This is a genomic window from Delftia deserti (assembly GCF_042653485.1).
In the GTDB taxonomy this organism is placed as follows: Bacteria; Pseudomonadota; Gammaproteobacteria; order Burkholderiales; family Burkholderiaceae_C; genus Comamonas; species Comamonas acidovorans.
The window spans coordinates 6,831,393-6,856,595 of sequence record NZ_JBHSIH010000001.1; the positions used below are offsets into that span (position 1 = coordinate 6,831,393).

General features: G+C 63.7%; 26 protein-coding genes, 1 tRNA gene and 1 pseudogene. 5 read left to right on the plus strand and 23 right to left on the minus strand.

Annotation, left to right across the window (positions count from 1 at the left end; translation table 11 throughout):
- Nucleotides 1-287: 287 nt before the first annotated feature.
- From ACFPFG_RS32140 to ACFPFG_RS32215, 16 genes and pseudogenes are all read right to left on the minus strand, one after another.
- On the minus strand, nt 288-2,300 hold the full coding sequence (locus ACFPFG_RS32140) for a DNA topoisomerase III (RefSeq protein ID WP_012205960.1): 2,013 nt from the start codon (nt 2,298-2,300) through the stop codon (nt 288-290).
- A 269-nt stretch (nt 2,301-2,569) separates the two neighbouring features.
- Entirely contained in the window at nt 2,570-3,010 is a 441-nt protein-coding gene (locus ACFPFG_RS32145) for a single-stranded DNA-binding protein (RefSeq protein WP_380109960.1), read from the minus strand.
- Between the two features lie 73 nt (nt 3,011-3,083).
- Nucleotides 3,084-3,611 (minus strand): DUF3158 family protein, encoded by a 528-nt coding sequence (locus tag ACFPFG_RS32150; protein ID WP_012205958.1) that lies wholly within the window; start codon nt 3,609-3,611, stop codon nt 3,084-3,086.
- Nucleotides 3,608-4,408, minus strand: a complete 801-nt coding sequence (locus ACFPFG_RS32155) for a PFL_4669 family integrating conjugative element protein (RefSeq protein WP_012205957.1) — start codon at nt 4,406-4,408, stop codon at nt 3,608-3,610. The genes ACFPFG_RS32150 and ACFPFG_RS32155 overlap by 4 nt, the downstream gene beginning before the upstream one ends.
- Before the next feature lie 317 nt (nt 4,409-4,725).
- Nucleotides 4,726-5,970: an STY4528 family pathogenicity island replication protein gene (locus tag ACFPFG_RS32160; protein WP_380109964.1), complete on the minus strand. Its 1,245-nt coding sequence runs from the start codon at nt 5,968-5,970 to the stop codon at nt 4,726-4,728.
- 3 nt (nt 5,971-5,973) lie between these two features.
- The gene (locus ACFPFG_RS32165; RefSeq protein WP_008267477.1) at nt 5,974-6,534 is read right to left on the minus strand and encodes a DUF2857 domain-containing protein; all 561 of its coding nucleotides are present in this window, start codon (nt 6,532-6,534) and stop codon (nt 5,974-5,976) included.
- Between the two features lie 15 nt (nt 6,535-6,549).
- Nucleotides 6,550-8,178: a ParB family protein gene (locus ACFPFG_RS32170; RefSeq protein ID WP_380109966.1), complete on the minus strand. Its 1,629-nt coding sequence runs from the start codon at nt 8,176-8,178 to the stop codon at nt 6,550-6,552.
- Nucleotides 8,171-8,419: a hypothetical protein gene (locus ACFPFG_RS32175; protein WP_022579828.1), complete on the minus strand. Its 249-nt coding sequence runs from the start codon at nt 8,417-8,419 to the stop codon at nt 8,171-8,173. The genes ACFPFG_RS32170 and ACFPFG_RS32175 overlap by 8 nt, the downstream gene beginning before the upstream one ends.
- Nucleotides 8,403-9,278, minus strand: a complete 876-nt coding sequence (locus ACFPFG_RS32180; RefSeq protein ID WP_022579827.1) for a ParA family protein — start codon at nt 9,276-9,278, stop codon at nt 8,403-8,405. Before ACFPFG_RS32180 ends, ACFPFG_RS32175 begins: the two co-directional genes overlap by 17 nt.
- A 42-nt stretch (nt 9,279-9,320) precedes the next feature.
- A complete protein-coding gene (locus tag ACFPFG_RS32185) occupies nt 9,321-9,533 on the minus strand; it encodes an AlpA family transcriptional regulator (RefSeq protein ID WP_014603611.1) in 213 nt (70 codons plus the stop codon).
- 118 nt (nt 9,534-9,651) lie between these two features.
- Nucleotides 9,652-10,407, minus strand: coding sequence for a hypothetical protein (locus ACFPFG_RS32190; RefSeq protein ID WP_034027966.1), 756 nt, complete (start codon nt 10,405-10,407; stop codon nt 9,652-9,654).
- A 569-nt stretch (nt 10,408-10,976) separates the two neighbouring features.
- Nucleotides 10,977-12,905, minus strand: a complete 1,929-nt coding sequence (locus tag ACFPFG_RS32195) for a tyrosine-type recombinase/integrase (protein WP_380109970.1) — start codon at nt 12,903-12,905, stop codon at nt 10,977-10,979.
- Nucleotides 12,906-13,146: 241 nt separating this feature from the next.
- Nucleotides 13,147-13,220 (minus strand) — tRNA-Gly (locus tag ACFPFG_RS32200).
- Nucleotides 13,221-13,257: 37 nt separating this feature from the next.
- Nucleotides 13,258-13,821 (minus strand): annotated as a pseudogene (locus tag ACFPFG_RS32205) (ISL3 family transposase); the annotation flags it as partial.
- A gap of 101 nt (nt 13,822-13,922) precedes the next feature.
- Nucleotides 13,923-14,180, minus strand: coding sequence for an IPTL-CTERM sorting domain-containing protein (locus ACFPFG_RS32210; RefSeq protein WP_380110376.1), 258 nt, complete (start codon nt 14,178-14,180; stop codon nt 13,923-13,925).
- A 1,275-nt stretch (nt 14,181-15,455) separates the two neighbouring features.
- Nucleotides 15,456-15,698 (minus strand): putative hemolysin, encoded by a 243-nt coding sequence (locus ACFPFG_RS32215; RefSeq protein ID WP_183021910.1) that lies wholly within the window; start codon nt 15,696-15,698, stop codon nt 15,456-15,458.
- A gap of 136 nt (nt 15,699-15,834) precedes the next feature.
- On the opposite strand from ACFPFG_RS32215, the gene ACFPFG_RS32220 reads away from it, so the two are divergent.
- The 3 genes from ACFPFG_RS32220 (at nt 15,835) to ACFPFG_RS32230 (ending at nt 17,928) form a co-directional block, all read left to right on the plus strand.
- Nucleotides 15,835-16,122, plus strand: coding sequence for an H-NS histone family protein (locus ACFPFG_RS32220; RefSeq protein ID WP_013802147.1), 288 nt, complete (start codon nt 15,835-15,837; stop codon nt 16,120-16,122).
- Between the two features lie 177 nt (nt 16,123-16,299).
- A complete protein-coding gene (locus ACFPFG_RS32225; RefSeq protein WP_183022068.1) occupies nt 16,300-16,437 on the plus strand; it encodes a hypothetical protein in 138 nt (45 codons plus the stop codon).
- Between the two features lie 702 nt (nt 16,438-17,139).
- Complete coding sequence (locus ACFPFG_RS32230) at nt 17,140-17,928, plus strand: class I SAM-dependent methyltransferase (protein ID WP_380109972.1); 789 nt, start codon at nt 17,140-17,142, stop codon at nt 17,926-17,928.
- A 38-nt stretch (nt 17,929-17,966) separates the two neighbouring features.
- Here the strand turns inward: ACFPFG_RS32230 and ACFPFG_RS32235 are convergent, their stop codons facing one another.
- The 4 genes from ACFPFG_RS32235 to ACFPFG_RS32250 all read right to left on the minus strand — a co-directional run bounded on the left by ACFPFG_RS32235 (nt 17,967) and on the right by ACFPFG_RS32250 (nt 19,418).
- A complete protein-coding gene (locus tag ACFPFG_RS32235) occupies nt 17,967-18,248 on the minus strand; it encodes a hypothetical protein (RefSeq protein WP_183021912.1) in 282 nt (93 codons plus the stop codon).
- A gap of 152 nt (nt 18,249-18,400) precedes the next feature.
- Complete coding sequence (locus ACFPFG_RS32240) at nt 18,401-18,667, minus strand: hypothetical protein (protein ID WP_380109974.1); 267 nt, start codon at nt 18,665-18,667, stop codon at nt 18,401-18,403.
- Nucleotides 18,664-18,846 (minus strand): hypothetical protein, encoded by a 183-nt coding sequence (locus tag ACFPFG_RS32245; protein ID WP_183021914.1) that lies wholly within the window; start codon nt 18,844-18,846, stop codon nt 18,664-18,666. Before ACFPFG_RS32245 ends, ACFPFG_RS32240 begins: the two co-directional genes overlap by 4 nt.
- 161 nt (nt 18,847-19,007) lie before the next feature.
- Entirely contained in the window at nt 19,008-19,418 is a 411-nt protein-coding gene (locus tag ACFPFG_RS32250; RefSeq protein WP_380109977.1) for a hypothetical protein, read from the minus strand.
- An 820-nt stretch (nt 19,419-20,238) separates the two neighbouring features.
- Between ACFPFG_RS32250 and ACFPFG_RS32255 the strand changes: the two genes are divergently transcribed.
- Nucleotides 20,239-21,438 carry a COX15/CtaA family protein gene (locus ACFPFG_RS32255; protein WP_183021915.1) on the plus strand — a complete coding sequence of 400 codons (1,200 nt, stop codon included), beginning with the start codon at nt 20,239-20,241 and terminating at the stop codon, nt 21,436-21,438.
- Entirely contained in the window at nt 21,435-22,340 is a 906-nt protein-coding gene (gene cyoE, locus ACFPFG_RS32260) for a heme o synthase (RefSeq protein WP_183021916.1), read from the plus strand. The genes ACFPFG_RS32255 and cyoE overlap by 4 nt, the downstream gene beginning before the upstream one ends.
- An 81-nt stretch (nt 22,341-22,421) precedes the next feature.
- Here cyoE and ACFPFG_RS32265 read toward each other — a convergent pair whose 3' ends face one another.
- From ACFPFG_RS32265 to ACFPFG_RS32275, 3 genes are all read right to left on the minus strand, one after another.
- The gene (locus ACFPFG_RS32265) at nt 22,422-22,958 is read right to left on the minus strand and encodes a response regulator transcription factor (protein WP_183021917.1); all 537 of its coding nucleotides are present in this window, start codon (nt 22,956-22,958) and stop codon (nt 22,422-22,424) included.
- Between the two features lie 29 nt (nt 22,959-22,987).
- On the minus strand, nt 22,988-24,289 hold the full coding sequence (locus ACFPFG_RS32270) for an ATP-binding protein (protein WP_183021918.1): 1,302 nt from the start codon (nt 24,287-24,289) through the stop codon (nt 22,988-22,990).
- Between the two features lie 130 nt (nt 24,290-24,419).
- On the minus strand, nt 24,420-25,133 hold the full coding sequence (locus ACFPFG_RS32275; protein ID WP_380109979.1) for an SURF1 family protein: 714 nt from the start codon (nt 25,131-25,133) through the stop codon (nt 24,420-24,422).
- Nucleotides 25,134-25,203: the final 70 nt, after the last annotated feature.

A 25,203-nucleotide genomic window follows, 5' to 3' on the forward strand; every position in this document is an offset into this window, starting at 1 on the left:
GGTGGGCACCGGCACCGAATACCGCTGACCACAAAGGGTCTCCGGGTGGCTCGCGCTGCCTGGTAAGCCATCGGGGGACCCTTCGCAGTGGGCGGGAGAAACACAGACCAGCAGAACACGCGGGAGACGGTTCGCGGAAAAGCTACCTTCAGGTCCCGCAGCCGGGGACGGCTGGGCGGGACGCGCACACGGACAAGAAGGTGTTGCGCGCTGGGCGACCCGCAGGGGCGTGCGGGACACGGGCCACGCCTTTGAAACAGGGCGCGGCCCACGGGAAACGGAGTCAGTCAGGCGCCTTTGCGGCCGCTGCTACGCGAGCGCGAAGCGCCACGCTTGGGCGTACCGGATTCGACCGGCAGCGTGCCTTTGCAGTCGGGGTAGCGACTGCACGACCAGAATGGGCCGCTCTTGCCGGTGCGCTGGCGCGTCGCTGCGCCGCACTGCGGACATGCTGGCCCATGGGGAAGCTTGATGGACAGGGACATGCTGCCGTACTGCGCGATCAACTGCGAAATCCAGGCGGCCTGCTTGCTGAGGAATACGTCCAGGGTGAGCTGTCCCGCCTCGATCATGTCGAGCGCCTGCTCCCACACTGCCGTCGTGCCGGGGTCTGCAATCGCTGCGGGCACGGCGTCGATCAGCGTGAACGCCGCATCCGATGCGCGAATGGAGCGCCCCTTCTTCACGATGTAGCCACGGGCGATCAGCACGCTGATGATGTTGGCCCGCGTCGCCTCGGTGCCGATGCCCGTCGTGTCTTTGAGCTTCTGCTTCAGGCGCGGGTCGGTCACGAAGCGCGCAATGCCCTTCATCGACTTGACCAGTTCGCCCTGGGTGTAGGGCTTGGGCGGCATCGTCTTGAGCGCCTTGATCTCGACCTCAGCCACCTGGCACGCCAGGCCCCCACGCAGCGGGGGCAGCACCTGGCTGCGCGCCGCGTCGTCGCCGTCCTCATCCGCTTGCGGTTCGGCCAGCACCAGACGCCAGCCTTTGACGACCACCTGTTTACCGGTGGCCACCAGCATCTGCTGGCCGCAGGAAAACTCAGCCACGGTACGGTCGAACTCGTGGTGCGGGAGGAACTGCGCCAGGTAATGCGCCCGGATCAGCCGGTACACCGCCAGTTCCTTCTCGCTCAGAGGAGAGAGGTTCGCGGGTTCGAGCGTCGGAATGATGCCGTGGTGCGCGGTGACCTTGCCGTCGTTCCATGCACGCGAACGCTGGGAGCGGTCGAGCTGGCTCATGATCGGGCGCAGCGACGGATCGGTCTTGAGCAGGCTGTCCAGGACGGCGGGCACCTCGGCGAACATGCTTTCGGGCAGATAGCCGGAGTCCGAGCGCGGGTAGGTCGTGGCCTTGTGCGTCTCGTACAGGGCCTGGGCGATCTGCAATGTCTCCTGCACGTCCAGCCCGAGCTGCTTGGAACAGACCTCCTGCAAGGTGCTCAGGTCGAACAACAGTGGCGGGCCTTCGCGCACGCGCTCGGTCTCGACCGACACCACCTGGGTGTTGTCCGCGACGCGAATCTGCAGCGCCGCCTGCTGGGCGACCGGCTGTTGCAGGCAACGACCGGCGTCGTCGGTGCAGCCGTCGGGCGCAACCCACTGCGCGGAGAAAGCCTGACCCTCTGTGGACAGAGACACGTCGATGGCCCAGAACGGCGCCGACTTGAAAGCCGCGATTTCGCGGTCGCGATCAACGACCAGCTTCAGGGTCGGGGTCTGGACACGTCCGACCGACAGCACGCCGTCGTAGCCCGCCTGCCGCCCGAGCAGCGTGAAAAGACGGCTGAGGTTCATGCCCACGAGCCAGTCTGCCCGCGAACGCGCCAGCGCCGAGTAATACATCGGCAGCGTATCGGACGACGGTCGCAGCTTGCCGAGCGCGGTGCGGATCGACGCATCGTTGAGCGCCGACAGCCACAAGCGCTCGATGGGACCACGGTAGCCGCACAGGTCGATGATCTCGCGGGCGATCAGCTCGCCCTCGCGGTCGGCATCGGTGGCGATGACGAGATGGGTCGCCTTCGCTAGAAGCGCCTTGACGACCTTGAATTGTGTGGCGGTCTTGGGTTTGACCTCGACCCGCCACTGCTGGGGAATGATGGGCAACTGCTCCAGTGACCAGCGCTTGAGCGCCGCGTCATAGACTTCGGGTGCTGCCGCTTCTACGAGATGGCCGATGCACCAGGTAATCGTGACGCCGGAGCCGCTGAGGCAGCCTTCACCGCGCTGCGTCGCGCCGAGAATCCGGCCAATATCCTTGCCCTGGGAGGGCTTCTCGCACAAGAACAGCCGCATGTCCGTCCATCCGATTTCCGTGGTTCATTGAGTTGCTGGAATCGAGGATGCCGAGCACCGCCAAGGGCAGCAGCAAACAAGTCGCGAGCGGTGGCGACCTCTTTCACGGGATGGAATGGCTGGGGTGGAGATGGCGTGCAGCCGGGGGGGGCGGGCCGGGAGCCGCGATTTTCGGGAGCGCGTGGAAGCCGGTGGACGTTGATGGAGCTATCCCCTGGGGATAGCTCGCGGGTGCATGGAGCGGCGAACAGTGGCCGGCTCATACCGGGTCACTTCCTACGCCGCGGCTCTTTTGGCGCAGCTGGTTCCTGGGCGGCCTGGGACTTTGCCTCCGCATCCTGCGGCTTCGGGCTGAGGGTCACGGACTCGATGCGAAACGGCAGGATGCCGACGCTGCGCGCGTTGATCTGCCAGGTTTCGCGCGGCTGATCCTCGTTGTCCGTCCAGGGTTCGCGCTCCATGCATCCGACGACCAGCACGCGCATGCCTTTCTGGTACAGATCCTTCCAGTGTGCGACGTCACGGTGCCAGATTTCCACCGGTGCCCAGAAACCGCCGCGATCCTCGAAGTCGCCGCCTTTGGTGGGAACGGGGTTGTCGAAGTACACGTTCAGCCGCAGCAAGCGCCGCGGCTCGTCGTTGCCGTTGGGGAACTCCCGGTACTCGGGCGGTGAGCCAATGTTGCCTTCACCCCAAAAATGCGTGCTCATGTTGCAATCTCCATGGTGGTTGAAATACCCGTGCCGCGTCGGCGTCGGGCGCGTACTGGGGTGTCCGATGCCATCACCGATCACGCACTCCAGGTGGGATGGACTTGAGCCGTCGCAGGTAGGCGTCCTCCGCCTTGGCGGCCTTGCTGGCGCACTCCTGGGCCTGCCTGCCCAAGGTGTGCAACAGGCTGATCTGCATGTTCAGCGTGATGCGTTGAAGCTCGATCGCGTGCAGCTCGGCCAGCAGGTTGACCGGCGTGCCGGTGCTCGCCATCAATTCCTGCCACAGGGCTACGCCCATGGCTGAGCGGTCGTGCTTGCGCCAGCGCAAAAACGCCGTGCCTGCGCCCGTGGTCTGCTGGGCCAACTCCACGGGCAGTAGGTGGAAGGGATGCCCGACTGCCTGTTGCAGCACCTGCCGCTGCGCCATGTCAATCAACTCGTCGCGCATGGCGAAACACTGACTGGCCCAGGTCTCAAGATCCCCCTTACCCTTAAAAGGCTTTAAAAGGCCTTTTAGAGAGGCAGCGTGTTCCAGCTTCATGAAGGCAGCCTGTTGCAGGCCCTGGAAGTAGCGGGGTTCGCGGTTCGGATCGCTCATGCCTGCTCGTCCTCGACCTCGCCGGCGCTGACTTCGGGTGCTGCGTCAGTGGCGGGCTCGTCGGTGGTGGCCGCGTCGTTGGGGGCAGGCGCTGCAGCAGGACTCTGAGCACGCTGTTGCAGGCCACGGCGCACGATGGGCGGCGCGAACTTCGAGCGGCGCGTGCCTTCCAGCACGTCCTGGGGCAGTTCGCCGAACTTCTCCAACGCCGCCCGTGCTGCGGCGTTCTTTGACACGAAATCGTCGCGCGTGCAGCCCGAATAGCGGTATTGCTGGGCCAGCGAAAACAGGCTGCGCAGTGCATGGGCGCCCTCGTTAAGCCAGCGCTCCAAGGTGCTGCGGTCGATGAGCGCTGTGTGGTGGGCGAGGATCAGTTTGCGGGCGATGTCGTCGTAGTCGGCCAGCAGATAGACGGCGGCAAAGCCGAGCTGCGCATTGACGAACAGCGGCAACTTGACGGGCTGCACGTTAAGGTTCTCGCCCAGGCTGAGTGCCGGCGGCACGCTCGCCAGTGCCTGATCCACCTGCTCGCGCAGCGATTGCAGCGTGGTCTTGGTCTGGTCGAGCTTGGCCTCGATGCGCAGCATCCACCAATCCGAGTACGGGTCGTCCTGCTCCGAACCGCGCCGCATCTTGTTCATTTGGGCGATGTAGCCGTTCAGGCCGACGATGCCCGGTCGCCCCTCGGCGGCGGCACGGCCATGCCAGATGCGCGAGGCGTGGTGCGTGTGAAGCGTCAGCGACATCGCGCTGCGCAGGGAGCCGAGATTCAGTTGCAGAGGTTCATTGGTTGCCATGGTGTCCGCTCGTTGTGGGAAAAGGAGCGGTCAGCTTCGGCAGGAAGCGGAAGGCAGTCAGTCAACAAACCGAAACCAGCCAGACCCCGGTTCAGCGCGTGGTGGCCGCATGCGGCGCGAGCTATCCCCAGGGGATAGCTCCATGGAGCGCCAACGAACGCTGCACGTCGGGATCAGGACGGGCAACGCCGCTGCTGCGGCAGATGTTCGATGTCAGGTCTGCGACTGCACAGCATCCGCCCCAACGGTGGAACTATCCCCAGGGGATAGCTCTATTGGCATCCATGGGTGTCCACTTCACCGCCTTGCCAGCCTGCTCACTTGCTGGCGAGCAGATCTCGAAGCCGCTCGATGTGCTGCCTGGCGACTTCTGGTGGCACCGGCTTACCCTGCGTTTGGGCCGGCGGTGCAGGTGGTGGCCGTTCGTTTGGTTGAGTGGGTGCCGGTGGCGGGTCTTTCTTTGCCCAGGCATTGAACTCACCGTGGATGGCCCGCTGGATGATGCCGAACAGATACCCTGCGGGATTGCGGATGCCGTGGTTGCTACAACGCGCGGCCCATTCGTCCAGCACGTCCTGCCTCAGCGAGGCATCAACCTGCTGCAATGCCACCTTGGCACCCGCCTGCTGTTCCGCCTTCAGTTGCGCAAAGCGCTTGGGCCATTGCAGATCGCCCAGCGCGCGCGCCTGCGCAGTAGTACGTATTTCATTAATACAACTACTACGTACTGTACGGGCCTGCTTCGGATTCCGAAGAGAGACGTCTGGCGCGGGTTTCGACCCTGCTTCGGAATCCGTAGAGGGGCGTTCGCCATTCCGAAGAAGGCTCGGAGCCCCTTCTTCGGAGTCGTGAATGGCGTCTTCCTGTGGATAACTATCGCTGGCCGTGAGGTCCTGCTTGGCGAGACGTTCGGCCATCACCTGCAACCGTGACGGGAGGGTGCGTCCGGCCAGTAATGGGTCTTCACCGATTTCCTTGAGCGTGTGCAGGCCCACGATCTGCACGGCCTTGGCAGAATGGCCGAGCGCCTGGCTGACGAGTTGCAGGTAGTCCGGGTCGAGCTGCATGGCCTCGAACGGTGTCAAGGGTTCGTCGTGCAGCACGTACAGATTGCCGAGGATGCGGCCGGTTTTGGGGTCACGCCGTCGCCGAACCAGGCTCAGCCAGCGAGTCAGGCGCATCAGTGTCAGCGCCCGTGCCACGGTTTCATGCGAGGCCTGGCCTGCGCAGGGCATGGACGCCAGCCAGGGCCGCAACTGCTCGTAGGTGGGAAATGCGGTTACGCCATCGTCGTTGAGCATCAGCCGGAACACTTGCCAGGCGTTTCGTTCCAGCGGCGTCAAGCGACGGTCGAGGAACAACTTGCGTGGCACCGTCTCGTGCCGGTTGCCACTGAACAGGAAAGCATCGCCGGAGGTGGGCGTGGGCGACTGTGCCGGTGTAGACGCAGGTGCGCTGGGGGCGGGCTTGGGCACAAGGCCTTTTAGCGCAGCATCGAACAGCTCTGCGAGTGCGATGGGGCCTTGGCGTAGGGCTCGTGGTGCGGTGTCGTCCACGGCCATGACTCAAGCCAGTCCCTGATCGACCCAGCTCTTGATCGAGGCCCAGACCACCGACAGAGGCAGCGACATGCCTTCGGCCAAGTCCATGGCGGCATCGAGGATGGAAGTTTCGTCTTCGAGATCGACGGTCCTGCTGTTGGTCACGGCCTTCCATTGCCGCCACAGCTCCGTGTCCTGCTCCTCGTCCAGCACGGGGTGCCGACCCTTCCGTTTGGGCAGACCAAGGATTTCACGGCGAAGAGCCACTTCCTGATGCGTCAAGCCATAGAACTTGCTGACCATCTCCGTGCTCGCGCCCAGCCTGAGCATGCGATCGACTGTGGCGATTTCCTTCTCCACGTCCTGCGCCTGCTGGAGCAGCCGCCGCAGCACTTCGCGGTTGACCGTCACTGAGCACCAGGAGACGTTGGCGTTGGCCAGCACGCTGATCAGCGCGGGATGCTTGAGGGCGTCCAGCTCTGCCTCGCCAAACCCCATCAGCTTGCAGCGGCGCAGTTGCCCATTGCGCAGGTCATAGAGGGCCTGGGCGATGACAGCCTGGTTGAGTGGGTGTGCTGTGGACATGCTGGCCTCCCTCGCTTAGGTTCCAGAGTCCGCAGCGCCGGCTTCGAGATCGAGCAGGCGGCGGGCCAGTCGCAGCAGGCGGAACAGCTTGACCAGCGCGGTGTCGCTCAATCGTCGGGTTACGTCGCCCTGGCCGTGCAGCAGCGCCGGCAGGTCGATGACGAGTTGCCCGTTGTCCAGACCGACATCGGCGGGCTGCTGACCGGCCAGGCAAGCCAACAGCGTATGGACGGCACGGCCCAGCGGCGCTGGGTTTGTGGTGCGAGCACGGCAGGCGAAGCCGATGCCGTCTGGGCGGTCATCGATGCACTCGCCCAGGTCTGCCTCGACCGCAATCTCGCGGGCAAACTGCGCGACGTGGATGCGCAGGTGCTCGGGTGTGTCCAGGCCGGGGGCGATGTACCAGACATCCGAGATCGGATAGAGCCCGCCGGCCTGCACCGGGATGGACTGCAAGACATTCGCCGAGAAGTCGTGCGGCAGTGGATCGCCCAACTGGTCGGCGACCATGCGCTGGATGGACTCAAGCCGTTCGGTCGTCGGCGCTGGCGAGACGATGTGCTCCCGAAGCACGTCGTCATCTACCGCCGGACTGGCTGCGCCAGAATGACTGGCGTCCGCGTCGCTCTCGCCCGTCGAGGGCGTTGCCGTCGGCCTCGCAGCAGGTGGCGCAGTATCGGCCGGTGGGCGCGCGATGGCTTCTGGCTCTGGCAAGGCAGGCGGCGTCGAGGGCGGCGTCGGCTCGCTGACCAAGGCCTGCTGGCGGCTCTCGGATTCGGTCATGTCCAAAGCGAGCACGTCGTAATCGACGTCCAGCAATTCGGTCATCTGGCCGATCAGCTCGTCCTGTACGCGCTGCGCAGAGAACTCGTCGGCCTGGACATCGAATTGCGACAGCACATCCTGAAAGAACTCGTCGAAGTCCTGAACCAGTGAGCGGCCTTTGGCGTAGTGCTCCCAGGTGCGCTCGCAGGCCTTGCGCATGACCGACAACCGCTCGACCTGGTGACGCCCCAGGCCGGCGTAGAGCACGGTCGGGATTGCGGGCAGCAGGTAGCGTACGGCGTCGGCCATCCGGCTGATGTGCGACTGCTGCACGGGGTATCCGTCCGCGGCCAGGCGGCGGGCCAGCTCGGACTGGCTCAGGGTGGAGCGGATTTCCAGTTCGTAGAACTCGCGCGCTTTCTCGACGCCCAAAGCGCGCTCGATGAAGGTGAGGCCACCGCGCAGTTCGTTTTCCGCAAGATGTCCGGTGAGCGCGACGATCTCGCCACGCTCGGGCCATGGGCGGAACAGGCATGAGACCCGAAAAAAACGTTCGTCCCGGGTCTCCGACCAGAGTTCGCGCAGGATTGCCAGTCGCGTGTTGCCGCCATTGCGGATGATGTAGTGATCGTCGCCGGGCCGCCGGGTGATGGCCGGAGCCGCGTCCAGGCCACGCTCGCGGATGGATGCCTTGATTTCCTCGTACACCGGATTGCGCTTCTTGCGCGGGTCGTGGTCGTAGGGGCGCAACTGGTCGAGCGTCACGACCATGGGCGTGTCGGCGATCGGGTCGCTCAAGGTCGTTGCTGACGGGCCGCTGCGCTCGAACCCGGACGCAAGCAGTTTGCCGGCCATCTGCTGGGAGGTGATCTCAGTCATGGCCGCCCCCCTGCGCTTGGGATCGGGTCTCGCGCTCGGCACGACGGATCTGCGCACGGGCGTTGAGGGCTGCCCGGTGATCGCTGGCCGTCGAACTGGTGTAGATCGCGGCGCAGCCTGCCTTGGTGAACTTGAGGTGACCGCCCGCCGTGCGCTTGACGTGCCAGCCTTCGCCGACGGCGAACTCGATCAGGGCGCGCAGCCGATTGTGGCCTCGGGCCAGTTCATGTGCGTTCGCCATGGGGCCTCCTGATATCAAGAGGCTGTGGCGGACGGCCGGACACTGCGGCCAATCGATCCTGCCACTGCGGGAACAACTCGTCGGCAAGATCGCGCATGGTGGTGAGCGCGGCGGGAGCGACTCTGCCCACTGGCTGGCGGTACTCGACCCGATGCACCGGCAGGCCGCGCGTCGCGGCCCGCGGATAAGCCTCAATGGCCGGCACGTCGGTAGCCAGAACCCGAATGCCGGTGTGGCCCTGGAACAGATCGCGCAGCGCCTGCTGGATCAGCCGTGCGTTGGCGGACACCGGATGGACGCGGTTGATGAGCAGGTGCAACGGCGGCGGCTCGATGCCCAGGTGCCGGTACGGCGCAATGTCCGCCAGCAACTGCATGGTGCCGCGCCGCAGTTCGCGGGCGGCGAGGATTTCCGGGGTCACGGGCGACAGCGCGAGGTCGGAGGCCAGCACCGCCATCTCCAGCAGCACCGAGCGCGCGCCCTGGGTGTCGATCAGCACCAGGTCGTAGAGGGGGTTCAGTATCGGCAGTAGGTGTCGCAGCCGCAGTCGCCCGTCTGGCGCGTGCAGCAGCAAGGTGTTCAGTTCGCCTCGGTGGTCGTTGGAGAGCACCAAGTCCAGGCCCGCGATGATCGTGCGGGACACAAGCTGGCCGAGGTCGCGCTCGTTGAAGGCCAGCAATTCATAGATACCGCCCGGCGCACGATGGGCCAGCTCGTAGTAGGAGGACAAGGTGGGCTGCACATCGAGATCGAGCAGCAGCACGCGCAGCCCGGCGTCCGCAGCGAGACCGCCAAGGTTTGCGGCCGTGGTGGTCTTGCCGACCCCACCTTTGGTTGAAATGATGGATACGACCTGCATGGCGTTCTCCGGGTCAGGATGGAAAGTCCGCGAGAGAACGGGTCAGGCCCGGTTGTTGACGCGCTCGTCGATCCACTGATCGATTTCGATGGAATCCCAGCCCACGGCGCGCACGCCCAGACGCAGCGCCTGCGGGAACTGGCGTTTCTTCATCAGGTTGTAGATGTGGGCGCGCTTGAAACCGGATTTCGCTTCGACTTCTTCCAGGCGCAGGATGCGGCGTTCGTTTGGCTGCAGTACAGGTGTTTGCGACATGGCGGTCACTCCTGAACGCTCAGTGGCGTTTGTTGGCGTGACCTCTATTCAATAGACACGGCTGCGAAAAGACATTGCAAATGCAATCCCCGCGACTGCACATACAAGCTGGCAAATCTCAGAGGGAGGCGCTACGCAGTCGGCGCCTGGCGGTGGCGAACTTGCCGTTCAATGTCCGCTCCGCGATGCCCATGGCGCCGCTGTGATGGGCAACCAGCGCGCTGACCACGGCCTCCTGCGTCTTGAAGCTGGAGTACGGCGTGCCCGATGGCGACTGGCCGAGCATCAGCTCCAACAGACCGCCAACGATGTTCAGGTAGGTGGCCTCGGCCCGATCACTGATCGGACACTGCGCGCATGCCGGAATCACCGTGGGCTGCTTGAGCAGCGCGTCATGCTTGTCCTGCAAATCGCGGAGCTGACGTTTGGTCTGTTCCAGGGCGGATTTCAAAGCCTGGCGTTCGACCAGCATGGCTTGCCCTGTTTCCAGAGAGATGAAGGGATGGGTGATGCGCTCGCCGCGGGAGAAGAGAAAGCCGGGCCGCTGCTCGGGGTAGTGCTGGCGCATCCAGCACTTCAGATCGACATGGCGTACCGTCAGATCAGGCGATTCGATCAACGCGGTGTCGCGCGTCGTGATGCCGTGCTGCCCGAAGGGCAGTTCCCCGTTGAGGATGCCGTCATAGATGCGGTCGGTGTACAGCCGCAGTTCGCCCAAACGTGGGCAGTCCAGCGACTGCGGCAGATTCATAGGCGACGAGACCGAAGCCAGGATCACCTGCTCGTATCGCAGCAGTCCGGCCCAGCGGATGGACGCTTCGAGCGGGCGGTAGAACACCTTTGATGTTGGTGCATCATTTTTGTTCTCGTGCATGCTCCGTCTCCTTCCAGGAGAAGAACTACAGGGCCGACTGCTTTTGCAGCCGTCCTCATGGTCGGCCTGTTGTCCGCGCAAGACGCGAGTGATGACGCCCGCTTTTGATTACTTCTGATCAGTTCGCGCAACGAGTAGGCGTTGTGTGCTCGATGTGCAAAAATCCATCGAGCACAAGAAAATCGAGCGTCCGTCGCGGCTCGACAGTGACGCTTGCACTATCAGGATCGTGAGAAGTTGCGGCTCCCGCAAAACCGTATCGGTATGGTCTGATACGCCAGCGGTTTCAAAAATCTGGGAGCGTCGGAATCTATTGCTCGGGGCTTGGGATTGGCAACGGAAATCCGCTGGCGTCATATCCGATCGGGATACTGATATAGCGAGATAGCATCACAGAGAAATCGCCCGTGGTGACTGCCAGGCGCAGATTCGACGCTAGACGCTGCCTGCCGACACTTGGAAATTGCGAGTTGGCCGCGCAGAAGACGGATGGGTGGTCATGCGAAGCGATCGACCTATTTGTGCCCTGCTTTGACCTTGACCGGACGGTGCTGCCGTCCGGCCTCAGCTCAACGGGCGACTAGATCTTCGGGCGTATCAACCAACATTGCCGTTTTTACCAGGCGCTCTACAGTCTGCCTGGCCAGCACCGGAGACGCCTCCGATTGCTCTGCAAGCTCATCGGTTTCTATGGCATGTGCGGCGACCAGTCGAGCTGCAAGATGCAGGTTGGTCGGATCGACTGCCTCGATGACTGGACACTTGCCCAGGGCATCGTATGGCCGCAGCAGTGCGTGATAGATGTGCCAAGTGTCGATGCCGCGCGGCACCAGCTTCAGGACAGCCTGAATCAGCTTGCGTTTGATGGGGTCGAGTTGCCAGTCCGGGACGCGCTGCCCACGGTGACCCATATGGATCGACAGGAGATTGCCGGCCTGAATCTCGTAAGTGATCCAGCGGCGGGACTTGCCAACCAGTTTGGCGTAATCGGCGACCGATAGGTTGTGAGGCGCCTCGAACATCTCCAGCAATTGCAAACGCTCGCGCTGCACCTCTGACAGCGTGGGGCGCGCGTACTCGGGCAGATGCACCGCCGAAAGTCGATATACGGAAGCTGGAACCGCTGGCGCATCCGGTGCAGGCGCAACGATCAACTGAGGGGCATTTGGATTCAGGGCTGGCGGGTGCGCGACCGCCTGCCCGGCAATCGTGGGCAGGCCCTGCAGCGTGATGGTCAGGTGCGTGCTGGCAACTTCGACCTGATTCTGCTCGAACAAGTCCAGGCGGTCGGCCCAGTCCTGCATCATGACGCGGCGTTGCTCGACGTACTCGGCGTGGTTGTAGGTCGCGCTGATCCGATCCGGATCGGCATGCGAAAGTTGAGCGTCTACCCATTTGGGTGGATACCCCAATTCATTGAGCGCAGTCGAGATGGTGGCGCGAACGCCATGCCCAGTGAGCTGGTCTTCATATCCCATACGCTTGAGCGCGCCATTGAGCGTGTTCTCGCTGAGAGGGTTTTTCAGGCACCAATCACCGGGAATGAGATAGACCTGCGCTGGCTTCAGATTTCCCAGCAGATGACGAACGACTTCTTGTGCCTGCAACGACAGTGGCACGATGTATGGCGGAATATCGGCGAAACGCGGACGCTTCTTCTTGGTGAGCTGCTTGCGTTGCTTGAGCCTGACAACCGGGATGATCCACAGACCGCGCTCTAAATCGAACTGATCGGGCGTGGCGTAGCGCAATTCACCGGTGCGCACGCCCGTGAGCAGCAGCAGACGTAGACCCAGTTGCGTATTCAGGCGACCTCTGTACTTGCGCAACGTCTGCAGCATTGCCGGCAGCTCGGGCATGCGCAAAAAGGGATTGTTCTCCACCGGCGGCAGCGGCATCGCCACCACATCCAAATCCTTGGCCGGGTTGTCGCCCATGTTGGGCACCACCACCGAGGCGTAGGTGAATAGCTGGCTGAACCAGGTGCGCAGCTTCTCGGCGACCGACAGCGAGCCACGCTTTTCGACTCTGCCGATGATGTCCAGCAGATGGGCGCGGGTGACGTCATAGATGGTCAGGTGGCGCAATACGGGAAACACATCCTTCGCGAAGATGCGCCCGATCTGCTTGGGCGTGCTCTGGCGGCCCTCATTTTCCAGAGAGAGGCTGCGGTGGGCCAGCCATTGGTCGTAGATGGCCTGGAAGGTGTGCTCGCCAGCCAGGACGATGGCGTGGCGCTTGCGCTTGCGCTCCGAATGCGGGTTGATGCCCTTGGCCAGCATTGCCCGGGCCTCGTCGCGCAGATGACGGGCGTCTTTCAGGGAAAGCGCGGGATAGCCGCCGAAGGACATGCGCTCGCGCTTGCCGCCCCAAGTGAAGCGGAAGTGCCACGCCTTGAAGCCGGTGGCGGAGATGTGGAAGTAGAGACCGTCGAAATCGACAAGCGAATACGCCTTGCCGGTCACCTTGGCCTGTCGAACCTGGAGGTCTGAAAGCATGAGCCCAACTCCTGCGAAGCGAGTTGGATGCCATGTTCCCGACGGAACGTCTGCTCCTCCAGCAACAATACGGTTTTGGGAACCTCCGCATTGCCAATGTACCACTCAACGTACCGTTTCGATGCGGCTGGGAGTGGATTTCGCTGGATGTCAGTGGATCGAGGTTGGGTGAAAATCATCAATCCTGACAATGACTTACGACGTTCTATGGACTCCGGTGGAAGTCCCTGGAAAGTCGAAGTGGAGCGGGCGAAGGGAATCGAACCCTCATCATGAGCTTGGGAAGCTCAGGTCCTGCCATTGAACGACGCCCGCTTCTACTGATGGATCAGCATCTTACGCGATGCCGGCATTTGACCAAATGCGTAGCGCTCCGCATCTTCAGTTTCCTGTTCTTCATGCCGACGCGCACCCGGTCGATCACCTCGCGCCCGTACTTGGCCACCACGTGCAACAGGTCGTAGACGATCTCAGCCTGCGGGCAATGGGTCTTGATCTCCAGCCCATAGGCGGTGGTCATGTCAATTGCCACGGCCTTGATACGCTCGGCCACGCCAGCAGAAAGCTGCTGGAGGAAGGCGCGCGCCGTCTCCCGTGGGTGCCCCTGGCCAATCCACGGCACTTGGCGACCAAGCGGATCGACCACCATGGTTGGCATAGCGGCGGCCCTTGTGCAACGCGAACTCGTCCATGGCCAGCCGGGCTCTGGCAGGCTGGCCTGCAGGCGCATCTAAAACCACCCGGTACTCGAACATCGGCGGACCGTTGTCTCATGGATGTGCTGGCAGTGCATGACACTGCCAACAGCTTTGAGATGAAGTGACAGCGTGCGTCTGCCGCCTTGCGGCCATTGCACTGACTCAAGCCGATAGTCTGACCAGCAGCCCAGTGCCTGAGGTGTCTCGTGGTCTAGCAGTGGAGCCCCCTGATTGCCGTTGCCTCAGGCATCAGGGTACTCAAGCGCTTGCCTGCATTCCACGAAGAGCCTGAAAAAGCCACTCGACGGTGGCTTGTGCTTCAGCGCTGGCGGCGGCGCATTCTCGAGATGCCAAGCATGGCCAGGATCGAAGACGTGAAGATCAGGCCCCACTCGTTCAGCGTGGGGATGCTGGCTGCTGAGGCGACGGGGGTTACTCCGCCAGGCGTGGCAGACGCTGTGCTAACCAAGCTAGCCAAAGTCAACCACCCACCGTCGGCGGCCCCTTGAGGAGGCGCGTTGAACCAATCCCAACCCATGAAGATCACTTGGCCGGTGCCATTTGCGACCGTGAACATCACGCTGTTGGTACCACCGTCCGGGCTGTATATGCTTTTCGCTCCAGCGGGGAGTGCCGCTGCTGCAACCTGTGTTGTTGCGCTATTGCTCGTTAGTAAAGCGGGTCCGCTTGCGAACGGAGTACCTGCGGCAGCCGCAGTTTTGGTAGATGAGCTAGATGCGTTGCTGTTGGTAGTGATGGTGTATCCGAAAACTCCATTCAGGAAATTCACATCGTTTGGTGTGGTTCCGCCATGTACTTGCACGGTGCCGCCAGCGCTGACAAAGTTAGCGATGGCTGCGCGCGTGGGAGCATCAATTGCTGCAGCCAAGTCTCCATTCTGAAGCTCGGGAATCACTAAAATTGTTTTGCCCGCCAAGCCGGTGTTGAAATCTGCGAGTGTTGACCCGGTGATGTCGCTTACCGTATGGCCTCCCGATACCAGCGTGGTGCGCAGGTTCAGTCCCTCTTGTGCCACATCCACAAACGCTGGGTTGTTGAAGAAAGCCACGTTTGCTGCGTGGGCCGAGACAGCTGAACAGGCGATCAGTGCCGCAGCAATCTTGCATTTCATTGATCAATCCTCCTAGATAAATCTATTGATAAATCCTAACGTCTTGAAACATATTGAATCTGAGCAAATCTGAGCGGCGGACGACTGCTGGAACATCGAACTTTTCCTGGGCAAAGCCTGCACGAACAGGCCGCGTGCTTGCTTGGTCAAGGGCGGATGTAGGTGCCCCAGAACGCAAAAAGCCCCCTCGGCTGCCGCGAGGGCGCCGAGGGGGCTTTTTGCGTTTCAGCTGGGGAAAACACCTGGTGGGCGCTGCGCAGTCTGCGGGCGCGCACGAAGACAAGCGGCTTTGGATGCTGTTTAAATACTCAGTGCTGCGGAGCGGAAATCCTGCTCAAACCCGCATGAATCCTGGATTCTCATATCGGCCTGGGAAGCTCAGGTCCTGCCATTGAACGGCGCCCGCTTTGGCTAAGTCATTGTCAAATCGCGAATCTCTTTGCCAAGCGCTTGCTATTGCCATTCGGTTCGCGGTCTGCAAAGCAGCTTCAGCCAGGTTCGCTCCTGCTTGTGCAGGGTACGACGGCTGGCGATGGGTTGCCGCCTCAGCTCATGACGAGCATTGCGAGATGGCGCCCGCCTTCTGAGTCCGCGCAAGAAAAAGGCTTGCTGGCGGGCACCGTTGCCTGCACGGCAGTGAGCCGAGCGTATGGCTGTGCTCTGCGCAGTGACGGCGAGGCGTTAACGGCTTGCTTCTGTTGCGTGCAGGGCGCTGTCTCACTACTTGGCCGGATGGTCCTTGCGGTACAGCGTCCACTCTTCCATTTCCGTACCGTTCGGCAGTACGCAGATGCCTTCCTGGCCCTGGGGCGTCCTCTCCATCCGAACTTGTCCGCCGATCTCTCCGCAATAGACCGACGCGGGATTGGCCATGCCCACGGACGGTGCCAGCTTCTGCTGGGCGCATGCGCTGACCGCCAGGGCCACCAGCGCGATTCCTGAAAGTTCCAGTGCTTTGTTCATTGCGTCACTCTATACCTCTGGGGGGGTGGGGAGTGTTGTTGGGTCCGCAACCTTCGGTTTGCGATGCAAAGGCATGTCAGAGCAGCATTTTGTGCATAGAATGTAGACTCGCTAGCATACAACCCAAGAAAAGTCCATGACACCTGATTACAAGACGCTCCTGCAGCAAAAGGCAGAGATCGAGGCACGCATTGCCGAAGTCCTGAAAGCCGAAAAAGGCGGGGCCATCGCCAAGGTTCGCGAGCTCGTCCAGCAATTCCAATTGACCCAGGAAGATGTGTTCAGCACGGGCAAGCGCAAGTCGCCCGTCGGTGCAGGCGTGGCCAAGTACCGTGATCCGTCCACCGGCGCAACGTGGACCGGCCGGGGCAAGCCTCCTGCATGGATCAAGGATGCAGTGGACCGGACTGCCTTCGAGATCTGATCAACAGCCCGCAGTCGCGGGCTTTGTCTTTTTTGGCCATGCGCGCTCAGTGGACCCGCGGCAGTCTGGAAACGGCACCATGCGCCAAGGCCGACGCCCTTGTCCTGCTTTGCGCTGATTGCCTCAGCTGTGCTTGTCCGACAGAGCCGGTCCTGGGCGGCGACCATGCTTGAGGCCATGAACACACCTCCGCCCAACACCCCTGGCCAAGTGCCCACCTCGTCGTCCCGCAACCGGTTCGCCACCAAGCGAACCATGTACATCGCCGCAGCTATTGTGGCTGTGGTGCTGGTGATCATGTTTGCGCCCTGGTAGGCGCTCCTCGCCGTCGCGCTCCCGATCATGTCCGCGAGGGCATGAGAAAGCCCGCCATCTGGCGGGCTGTCGTTTTGGGGAATCGCTTGCCTCAGTGCGTGTGATGCGCCGTGGGTGCTTGCGCCGGGGGGAGTTGGGCCAGCTTCTGCGAGCAGTCGCTGCACACATGCCACGCGTGGAATTGGCGGGCTCCTGTGGCGGGTTTTTCCTGTTCGCACTGGATGCAGAAGACGGCGGGGGCCAGGTCCATGAGCCGGATCGGCTCTCGGCCTTTCTTGGGACTACGCATAGCTCTCCTTCAAAGTGTTGCTCCTCGGTATCCATTGGGCGCCGGGTTGGGGAAGGCCGGTCGTCAGCGGGCGCGCCATGGCGCAGCAGAAGCCAGCGCCATCGAGGGTGCGTGTTCAACTTACAGCCTGGCCGTCTCACCGTTGTGACTTCCGCGTGACCGTGTTGGGAACGCGCCGCAGTGATTTGACAGTGCAATTTGCGCAGTCCTAGAATTTGCCCTTTCCATCCTGCGACCGTTGCGAGCCTGACATGAACCTGTGACGCCTTCGGACCCTTGTCCGCCCGATCCCCTTAAGCCCGTTCACGGCCCACGGCGGACGCCCGCGTCACCATCTGCATGCCCGTTGACTGCTCCGCGTTTTTTGAACGCAACCTCGCGTCGCCGTGCGGCCTCTTTTTGAAAGAGTGCCCATGACAGAACCCATCGACATCCTTGCCCACAACTGCGCCGCCTGGAATCTGCAGGCAGCGAAAGACTGCGACTGGTCGCGTCCGGTCGACAGCGCTGAAATAGCCCGGGCCCGTGCCGGAAGCTGGCAGGCGCGGCTCACGCCCGGCCCCTTGCCGGCGGGCTGGCTGGATGATGCGCGCGGCCTGCGCATCCTCTGCCTTGCCGGCGGCGGCGGCCAGCAGGGACCCATTCTTGCGGCGGCGGGTGCCCAGGTCACCGTGTTCGACGCCTCTGCCGGCCAGCTTGCACAGGACCGACATGTAGCGCAGCGCGAAGGCCTTGCGCTGACCTGCGTGCAGGGCGACATGCGCGATCTGGGCGCTTTTGCAGATGCCAGCTTCGATGTGATTTTTCACCCCATCTCCAACCTCTACGTGCCTGATGTGCGGCCCGTATGGCGTGAATGCGCGCGGGTGCTCGCAAAGGGTGGGCGCCTTCTGTCCAGCTTCTGGAATCCGGTGGTCTTCGTGGAGGATCGCGATCCCGCATTGCGCAAGCAAGGGCTTGTGCGGCCTGCGTGGCGCCTGCCGTATTCCGATGTGGTGGATTTGCCGCCCGCAGCGATCGATGCCAAGCGGGAGCGCAATGAGGCGCTGGTGTTCGGTCATACGCTGGCCGATCAGATCGGCGGCCAGCTGGATGCGGGGCTGGTGCTGACGGGCTTTCATGAAGACTGGCAGCCTCATGCCCGTTTTGTGATCGAGAAGTTCGTTCCGACCTTCATCGCGACACGTTCGGTGAAGGTCTGAAGGTGCTGCGGTCTGGCCTTGCCGCCCTCAGGACGCCCTCAGGTGCGCAAGGCCGGCGTCCAGGTCTGTTGCTGGGCGGGTTCGGTCACGGGCTGCGCCGGCTTCGGTCGGGGAGCCGGGCCTTTGGCCTGGGACGATGGCTGGGCCTGCCGCACTTGCTCTGCGCCGGATTTGGCCAGCAGCATCATCACGGCCATGCAGATCAGCGTCACCATGAGCACCACGCAGATGGGGCCCAGATCCACGGAGGCGATGTCCAGCCCCTTCAGCGACTGCCAGCGTTCTGAGCGTACTTCCAGTGGTTCTTCGGGATCGGTCATGGCACCTCCACTGCGTTGAGTGTGGGCACATGCTAGGCGTAAGTGAGCATGCAAACAATATGGGGACTTCGCCAGGATGTGAGGGTATACAGCAGCACCGGCTCGGTTGGCTTCACGCTTGAAGGGCTCTTTCCGGTGTTGCCGTGTGACTGCTACCTGACCCACATCAACTGTACCGCCACGGCCAGGGCGATGGCCAGCAGCGCCAGCAGCACGAGCATTGCCATGACGGTGAACGCCTTGCGGCGCTTTGCCTTGCGGGTGTTGCGCAGACAGGGCGGGGCGGCAGGGGGCTGCGTGGCATCCAGGGCCGCAATTCTTGCCAGCCAGTCTTCGGCCGTGGGCATGGTGGAAGTGGGCGTGGGCGTGGGCGTGGGCGTGGGCGTTGCGGGCGGTGGCACGGGCTTGCCACGTTTCATGGCTCCAGCTCCTGCCACATTTCCTCGAGCACCTGGATGGCCCCCTGGATCATGGCCTGTCTGTGCTCCAGCGCAGCTTTCTGGGCCTGCAGCCTGTCCAACTGCTCGGCGACCAGCACCTCGTCGGCCCGCAGCTTCTTCAGTCGCTCCTGCATGGCCTCGATTTCAGGGGCGCTCATCTGCCAATCCTCCAGCACACGAAGGGGCGGCGCGCGGCCGGCTCCCCTTTCACAATTCACACGAATGCCAGGAATTATCTGTGCGCCTTAGTGATTGGCTATGAATGAATTGACATAGATTGTCATCGGCCGACGCAGAAGGCCGAAGACTGTGCAGTTGTTCAAAGCAGCCAGGTCCTGTTGGGCCGGTTGCCGTCGATTTCCACAAGTCCTGCGTCCTGCAGTATGGGCAGGATGTAGGTGATCACCACGGCTGCGTTGTCGTTGGCCTGTTTGGCCGCAAAGCCCAGAAAGCCGGGCCGGTGCTGGCTGGAGGCCACGATGCAGGGCCGCTCGGCGCCGTGATGCTCCTGGGCCAGATGGCGCAGCACGGCGCCGAAGGCTTCCCGCCTTATGCGCACCGTGTTGCCCTTGTGCGTTCTGACTTCCAGGCCGCTGTCGCTGCGGCGGATGACAGTGAAGGACGCGGTGCGTCCCTTGTCGGGCGTCTTCAGGGGCTTGTCCTGGGCGATGCCGTCCCAGAAGGCATTGAAATCGTTGTTGGAGAGCAAGCGCACGAAAAAGAGGTCCATTGCCTGGAGGTTTTCTTGGAACTGGAGTCTCCCTGGCTTCGACTGGCCGAAGATGAGCAAATCTGAGCAGTGCCGCTCAATGTGCGAGAAATTTGAGGAAGATCCGGCCTTGCCGCGTTCTGACCTCGGTCCCTTCGATAAAGCCCATCAGTCTGGCCGGACCGTCCATGGAGTACAGCGCCGGTCCATCGATGCGGTAGATGGGCCTGGTCCCGCACCGGACGAATTCATCGCCTTCGACACGCCCGATTTCGTTTCCGTGCCCATCAAGCACAGTCCACGAGCCTCCTGCAATCATGGCCTCACCCGGCAGTTGCCGGTTCCCAAGTGAAACCACCAATCTAAGGAACGCGAGGTGTCTGAATCTGAGCGAATCTGAGCAGTCGTGTAAAGCTGGGCCGCCGACGCCTTGGGCAGGGTCCTGTGGAAATTCGTGTGCGCCAGGCCCAACCCGCATCGCACCGGCCAAAAGAAGCTGGCTGCGATCTAGGGGCACTGCATGCGTGGGCGATTGAGCGGTTCGCAGCCAAGTAGAATTGTTTCATATCAAAGACATGCTGCTCTGAAAGTTGCAGCGACCAGGCCCGCTTGCGGGCCTTGTGCATGAGGTGCGCCTCCCGCTGCCTGTATCTGGGTGCATGTCCTGATTCTCTGTAGGCCCGGCCTGCGATCCAATCTCGCGCATGGGGCTGAGCCTTCTCGTCAAATTGCTCTCATTTATGAAGATCTGCTGTCGCCAACCGGATGCGCCTGCGGCATTGCCTTTCGGCTTGCCCGTGGGCCATGCCGTGTGGTGCATGCCGCGCTGCGGAGGGCGGGCGTGAGCGAACAGGCGCTGTACGATCTGGCCCCCGTTCTGGAGCTGATGCTGCTGGGCCTGTTGCTGGCGCTGGGTCCCCTGGCCTGGGTGTGGCTGCGCAATCGCAGCGGCGGCTCGCTCAAGCGGCTGCAGGCGCTGTCGGTGCTCACGCTGTTCCTGACCTTCGATCTGGTGCTGTTCGGCGCCTTCACCCGCCTGACCGATTCCGGCCTGGGCTGCCCCGATTGGCCGGGCTGCTATGGCAGCGCCAGCCCCATGGGTGCCCGCGCGCAGATTGCCGAGGCCCAGGCCGCCATGCCCACCGGGCCGGTGACGCATGGCAAGGCATGGATAGAGATGGTCCACCGCTATCTGGCAACCACCGTGGGCGTGCTCATCATCGCCATGACCATCATGGCCTGGCGGCGCGCGCGGCGCCTGGGCAGGGCGGGTGGCGCAGGGGCCGAGCGTACAGGGGCGGAGGGCACAGGCGGTGCCCTGAGTCCGTGGTGGCCCACGCTGGCGCTGTTCTGGGTCTGCCTGCAGGGCGCCTTTGGCGCCTGGACCGTGACCATGAAGCTTTTCCCGGCCATCGTGACCCTGCACCTGCTGGGCGGCACGGGGCTGCTGGCCTTGCTGTGCGTGCCCGCCGTGGGCTTGAGCCGTGCTGCGCGCCAGCAAAGGGCGACCGTGATTGCACCCGCGCTGCGCGCGGGGCTGTGGCTGGGCCTTGCGCTGCTGGTGCTGCAGGTGGCGCTGGGCGGCTGGGTCAGCACCAACTATGCGGTGCTGGCCTGCAGCAGTTTCCCGACCTGCCAGGGCAGCTGGTGGCCAGCCATGGATTTTTCGCAGGCGCTGCAGATCTGGCGGCCGCTGGGCCTGCTGCAGGACGGCAGCAACATCAGCTTTGCGGGCCTCACGGCCATCCACTATCTGCACCGCCTGGCGGCCTATGTGGTGGTGGCTGCGCTGGCCGGGCTGTGGTGGCGTTTGGGTGAAGTGCCCGCACTGGCGTCGCAGCGCCGCGTGCTGGGTGCGTTTTTGGTGCTGCAGGTGCTGACAGGCCTGTCGAACGTGGTGCTCGATTGGCCGCTGGTGGCCGCGGTGCTGCATACGGGCGGCGCAGCTGCGCTGGTGACCGTGATTGTTTGGTGCCTGGCGGCCAGCCGCCCGGGCGCACTGCGGGACGGTCTGCCCGTTGCCCGTGGAGAGATTGCATGAGTAAACAAGCTTCCCTGAGTGTCGAGCCCTCGCGCTGGACACAGTTCTATGCCCTGACCAAGCCGCGTGTGGTGCAGCTGATCGTGTTCTGCGCACTGATCGGCATGGTGCTGGCCGTACCCGGCTGGCCCAATGCCGACCAGTGGCTGCACATGGCGCTGGCCTGCCTGGGCATCTGGCTGGTGGCGGGCGCGGCGGCCGCCTTCAACTGCCTGGTGGAGCGCCACATCGATGCGCGCATGAAGCGCACCTCCTGGCGGCCCACGGCGCGGGGCGAGTTGAGCAGCCAGCAGGCGCTGGCCTTCTCGGCCATCCTGTGCACGCTGGGCGCACTGGTGCTGCTGCTGTGCACCAACCCGCTGACCATGTGGCTGACGCTGGCCACCTTCGTGGGCTATGCCGTGATCTACACGGTGATCCTCAAGCCCGCCACGCCGCAGAACATCGTGATCGGCGGCGCCTCCGGTGCCATGCCGCCCGTACTGGGCTGGGCCGCGATGACGGGCCAGGTCGGTCCCGAGGCGCTGATCCTGTTCCTCATCATCTTCCTGTGGACGCCGCCCCATTTCTGGGCGCTGGCGCTGTACCGCGTGGAAGATTACCGCCAGTCCGGCCTGCCCATGCTGCCCGTGACGCATGGCAGCGAGTACACGCGGCTGCAGATCCTGCTGTACACGGTGATCCTGTTTGCGGCCTGCATGCTGCCCTTCATGTACGGCATGAGTTCCTGGCTGTACCTGGTGGTGGCCGTGGTGCTGAGCGTGGGCTTCTGCGGCTATGCCTTTGCGCTGTGGCGCAATTACTCGGACCAGCTGTCGCGCAAGACCTTCCGCTTCTCTCTGATCCACCTGAGCGTGCTGTTCCTGGCGCTGCTGATCGATCACTACCTCTGGCTGGGCTGATGGGGCTGATGGCCTGAGGGCCATGGCCGCGCAATGACAAACCGGGCCCTTGAGGCCCGGTTTGCCTTGGTGCCTGCCGCCTTACTTGATCTGCCGCTTTTCCAGCTTGCGCGCCAGCGTGCGCCGGTGCATGCCCAGGCGGCGGGCGGCTTCGGAGATGTTGAAATCGCTCTCGGCCAGGGTTTCGTGGATGTGTTCCCACTCCAGCGTCTTGATGGAGGTGGGGTTGCGTGACAGCTCCACGTCGGTGCGGCCTTCGAGGCGGCCGAAGGCGGCCTCGATATCGTCGGTGTTGGAGGGCTTGGCCAGGTAGTGGCATGCGCCGAGCTTGACGGCCTCCACGGCGGTGGCAATGCTGGCATAGCCGGTGAGCACGACGATCACGGCCTCGGGGCTGTGCTGGTGCAGCATCTGCACGCAGCTCAGGCCCGACGCGTTGCCCGCCAGCTTGAGGTCCATGACGGCGTACTGCGGCGTGTGCGTCTGCAGCAGCTCGCGCACTTCCTCGGCACTGGCGGCCTGCAGCACGCGGTAGCCGCGCCGCTCGAACGAGCGCGTCAGCGTGCGCGCAAAGGTCGCATCGTCTTCAACCAGCAGCAGGAGGCGGGAGCTGTCCATGGGCGATTCGGGTTCCTGTGGGCGCCGCTTCAGGCGCCGGGTTCAATGGCAATCGATGACAGGGGCAGGCGGATCTCCACCTCACTGCCCCGCGGCGGGGTGTTCCTCACCTGAACGCGTCCGCCCAGCGAGCGCGCCACGTTGAGCACCAGGAACAGGCCCAGCCCCCGGCCCGGGCGCTCCGTCTTGGTGGAGATATGGCGCTGGCCCAGCTGTTCCAGCACGGCGGGAGCAAAGCCCGGTCCCTTGTCGCGCACGGTGATGCACAGCATGCCGGTGCGCACGGCCAGGTGCAGCGCCACATGGCGGGGGGAGGCTTCGGCCGCATTGTCGAGCACATTGCAAACCATTTGCTGCAACGCGGTATCGGAAAGAATGGGGAAGTCCTCGTCGGCCTGGACGTAGTCGAAACGCTCCACGGCGTGGCGTGACTGCCAGTGCGCGACCACGCCGTCCATGAAGGCGCGCAGCGTGGTGGCCTGGGGCGCATCGGCGCGGGTCTCGCCGGCCGACATGAGCACGCTGGAGACGATGGACTTGCAGCGCAGCAGCTGCTGCTGCATTTCCTGCAGGTCGGCCAGCAGGTCGGGGTCTTGCGTGATGGCCGGCATGCGCTGCCAGTCGCCCAGGATGACGGACATGGTGGACAGTGGCGTGCCCAGCTCATGCGCCGCGCCCGTGGCCAGCAGGCCCATGCGCACGATGTGCTCCTCTTCGCTGGCACGCTGGCGCATGTTGGCCAGCCGTGCGTCACGCCGGCGCAGGTTGGAGACGATGCGGCGCAGGAAAACCACCAGCAGCACCGTGGTCAGCCCGAAGCTGATCAGGATGCCGCTCACGTACAGGCCGGGCAGCCCGTCAGGGCCTGCAGCGCCAATGGGCAGGGGCCAGTGCACGATGGCCAGCACCAGGGTGCACAGCGAGGTGCTGGCAACGATGATCCAGGCGTGCACGGGCCTGAGCAGCACGGCGCCCAGAATGCCCTGCAGCAAAAACAGATAGATGAAGGGATTGCTGGCGCCGCCGCTCAGATACAGCTGTATGGCCAGGGCGAGCACGTCGGCCAGCAGGGCCAGGAACAGGTTGCGTGCCGAGATCTGGCGGCGGTGGCTGCGGTACCAGTAGATGTAGCCGAGATTGGTGAAGACGCTGGCCAGCAGCACCAGGGCCATGGCCGGCAGCGGCAGGGTGATGCCGAAGCCGTAGTGCACCAGGGAGATGGTGATCACCTGCCCGACCACGGCAAACCAGCGCAGCTGTATCAGCAGCTGCATGTTCTGGCGTTCGGTGGTGCGCTCGACGCGGAACAGGGACTCTGAAGGCGAATTCACGCGGGCGATTGTGCGCTACCGGGCGGTGGCCGTGGTGCGGCAGGGTCTTGCAGAAGACTGGCGGAAAAAGGGCCACCGATGTCATCGGTGGCCCTGTTGCCTGCAGCGACAGCTTTGCGGCCTTACGGCTTTACGGCTTGCTGCTTGCCTGCCGGTCATTGCGCCTGACCAGCCAGGCCGCACCGACCACCATCAGCGCCAGCCCGTACCAGGTCAGCGCATAGACCAGGTGGCTGTTGGGGAAGCGGATCACGGTCATGCCCGGGCGCGGCCAGGTGCCGTCTGCCACGGGCTGTCCCGGCAGGCCTGCGTCGATGAAGTAGGGGGCTGCATGGTCCAGGCCCTGGGCCTGCGCAATGGCCGCCACATCGCGCGAGAACCAGCGCTGCTGCGCGGGATCGTTCTCGCGCAGGAAGCCGCCGCGCGGCTCGCTGATGCGCAGCAAGCCGGCCACCGTCACCTGGTCCTGGGGCGCCTGTGCGGGCTCATCCTGCCAGCGCGCGCGCTGCGCTGTGGGAATGAAGCCCCGGTTCACCAGCACCTGGTTGCCGTCGTCCATCTGCAGCGGCGTCAGCACCCAGAAGCCGGCGCCCAATTCGGTCACGGCCTGGGTCAGCACGGTCTTGCCGGCCAGCCAGTGGCCGCTGGCCTGCACGGCGCGGTACTCGTGCTCGGCGGCCGTGATCTGCGGCCATTCGGCGGGCGGGGGCAGGGCGGCAGGCGCGGCGTGCACGCGCTGGTCCACGCGCTCTATCAAGTCCAGCTTCCAGGCACGGCGCTGGACCTGCCAGCTGCCCAGGAAGATGAAGCCCAAAAACAAGGCGATGCCCACCGAGATGAGCATCGCCTGAGCGAGTGGGCCACGCCGGCGCGATGCGCCGGCGTGGCTGGAGGGCCCGGAGTTTCCGGATGCG

Coding starts and splice junctions, on each gene's coding strand:
- ACFPFG_RS32140 (WP_012205960.1), bottom strand. CDS start 2,300: ATGCGGCTGTTCTTGTGCGAGAAGCCCTCCCAGGGCAAGGATATTGGC.
- ACFPFG_RS32145 (WP_380109960.1), bottom strand. CDS start 3,010: ATGAGCACGCATTTTTGGGGTGAAGGCAACATTGGCTCACCGCCCGAG.
- ACFPFG_RS32150 (WP_012205958.1), bottom strand. CDS start 3,611: ATGAGCGATCCGAACCGCGAACCCCGCTACTTCCAGGGCCTGCAACAG.
- ACFPFG_RS32155 (WP_012205957.1), bottom strand. CDS start 4,408: ATGGCAACCAATGAACCTCTGCAACTGAATCTCGGCTCCCTGCGCAGC.
- ACFPFG_RS32160 (WP_380109964.1), bottom strand. CDS start 5,970: ATGGCCGTGGACGACACCGCACCACGAGCCCTACGCCAAGGCCCCATC.
- ACFPFG_RS32165 (WP_008267477.1), bottom strand. CDS start 6,534: ATGTCCACAGCACACCCACTCAACCAGGCTGTCATCGCCCAGGCCCTC.
- ACFPFG_RS32170 (WP_380109966.1), bottom strand. CDS start 8,178: ATGACTGAGATCACCTCCCAGCAGATGGCCGGCAAACTGCTTGCGTCC.
- ACFPFG_RS32175 (WP_022579828.1), bottom strand. CDS start 8,419: ATGGCGAACGCACATGAACTGGCCCGAGGCCACAATCGGCTGCGCGCC.
- ACFPFG_RS32180 (WP_022579827.1), bottom strand. CDS start 9,278: ATGCAGGTCGTATCCATCATTTCAACCAAAGGTGGGGTCGGCAAGACC.
- ACFPFG_RS32185 (WP_014603611.1), bottom strand. CDS start 9,533: ATGTCGCAAACACCTGTACTGCAGCCAAACGAACGCCGCATCCTGCGC.
- ACFPFG_RS32190 (WP_034027966.1), bottom strand. CDS start 10,407: ATGCACGAGAACAAAAATGATGCACCAACATCAAAGGTGTTCTACCGC.
- ACFPFG_RS32195 (WP_380109970.1), bottom strand. CDS start 12,905: ATGCTTTCAGACCTCCAGGTTCGACAGGCCAAGGTGACCGGCAAGGCG.
- ACFPFG_RS32210 (WP_380110376.1), bottom strand. CDS start 14,180: ATGTTCACGGTCGCAAATGGCACCGGCCAAGTGATCTTCATGGGTTGG.
- ACFPFG_RS32215 (WP_183021910.1), bottom strand. CDS start 15,698: ATGAACAAAGCACTGGAACTTTCAGGAATCGCGCTGGTGGCCCTGGCG.
- ACFPFG_RS32220 (WP_013802147.1), top strand. CDS start 15,835: ATGACACCTGATTACAAGACGCTCCTGCAGCAAAAGGCAGAGATCGAG.
- ACFPFG_RS32225 (WP_183022068.1), top strand. CDS start 16,300: ATGAACACACCTCCGCCCAACACCCCTGGCCAAGTGCCCACCTCGTCG.
- ACFPFG_RS32230 (WP_380109972.1), top strand. CDS start 17,140: ATGACAGAACCCATCGACATCCTTGCCCACAACTGCGCCGCCTGGAAT.
- ACFPFG_RS32235 (WP_183021912.1), bottom strand. CDS start 18,248: ATGACCGATCCCGAAGAACCACTGGAAGTACGCTCAGAACGCTGGCAG.
- ACFPFG_RS32240 (WP_380109974.1), bottom strand. CDS start 18,667: ATGAAACGTGGCAAGCCCGTGCCACCGCCCGCAACGCCCACGCCCACG.
- ACFPFG_RS32245 (WP_183021914.1), bottom strand. CDS start 18,846: ATGAGCGCCCCTGAAATCGAGGCCATGCAGGAGCGACTGAAGAAGCTG.
- ACFPFG_RS32250 (WP_380109977.1), bottom strand. CDS start 19,418: ATGGACCTCTTTTTCGTGCGCTTGCTCTCCAACAACGATTTCAATGCC.
- cyoE (WP_183021916.1), top strand. CDS start 21,435: ATGAGTAAACAAGCTTCCCTGAGTGTCGAGCCCTCGCGCTGGACACAG.
- ACFPFG_RS32265 (WP_183021917.1), bottom strand. CDS start 22,958: ATGGACAGCTCCCGCCTCCTGCTGCTGGTTGAAGACGATGCGACCTTT.
- ACFPFG_RS32275 (WP_380109979.1), bottom strand. CDS start 25,133: ATGCTCATCTCGGTGGGCATCGCCTTGTTTTTGGGCTTCATCTTCCTG.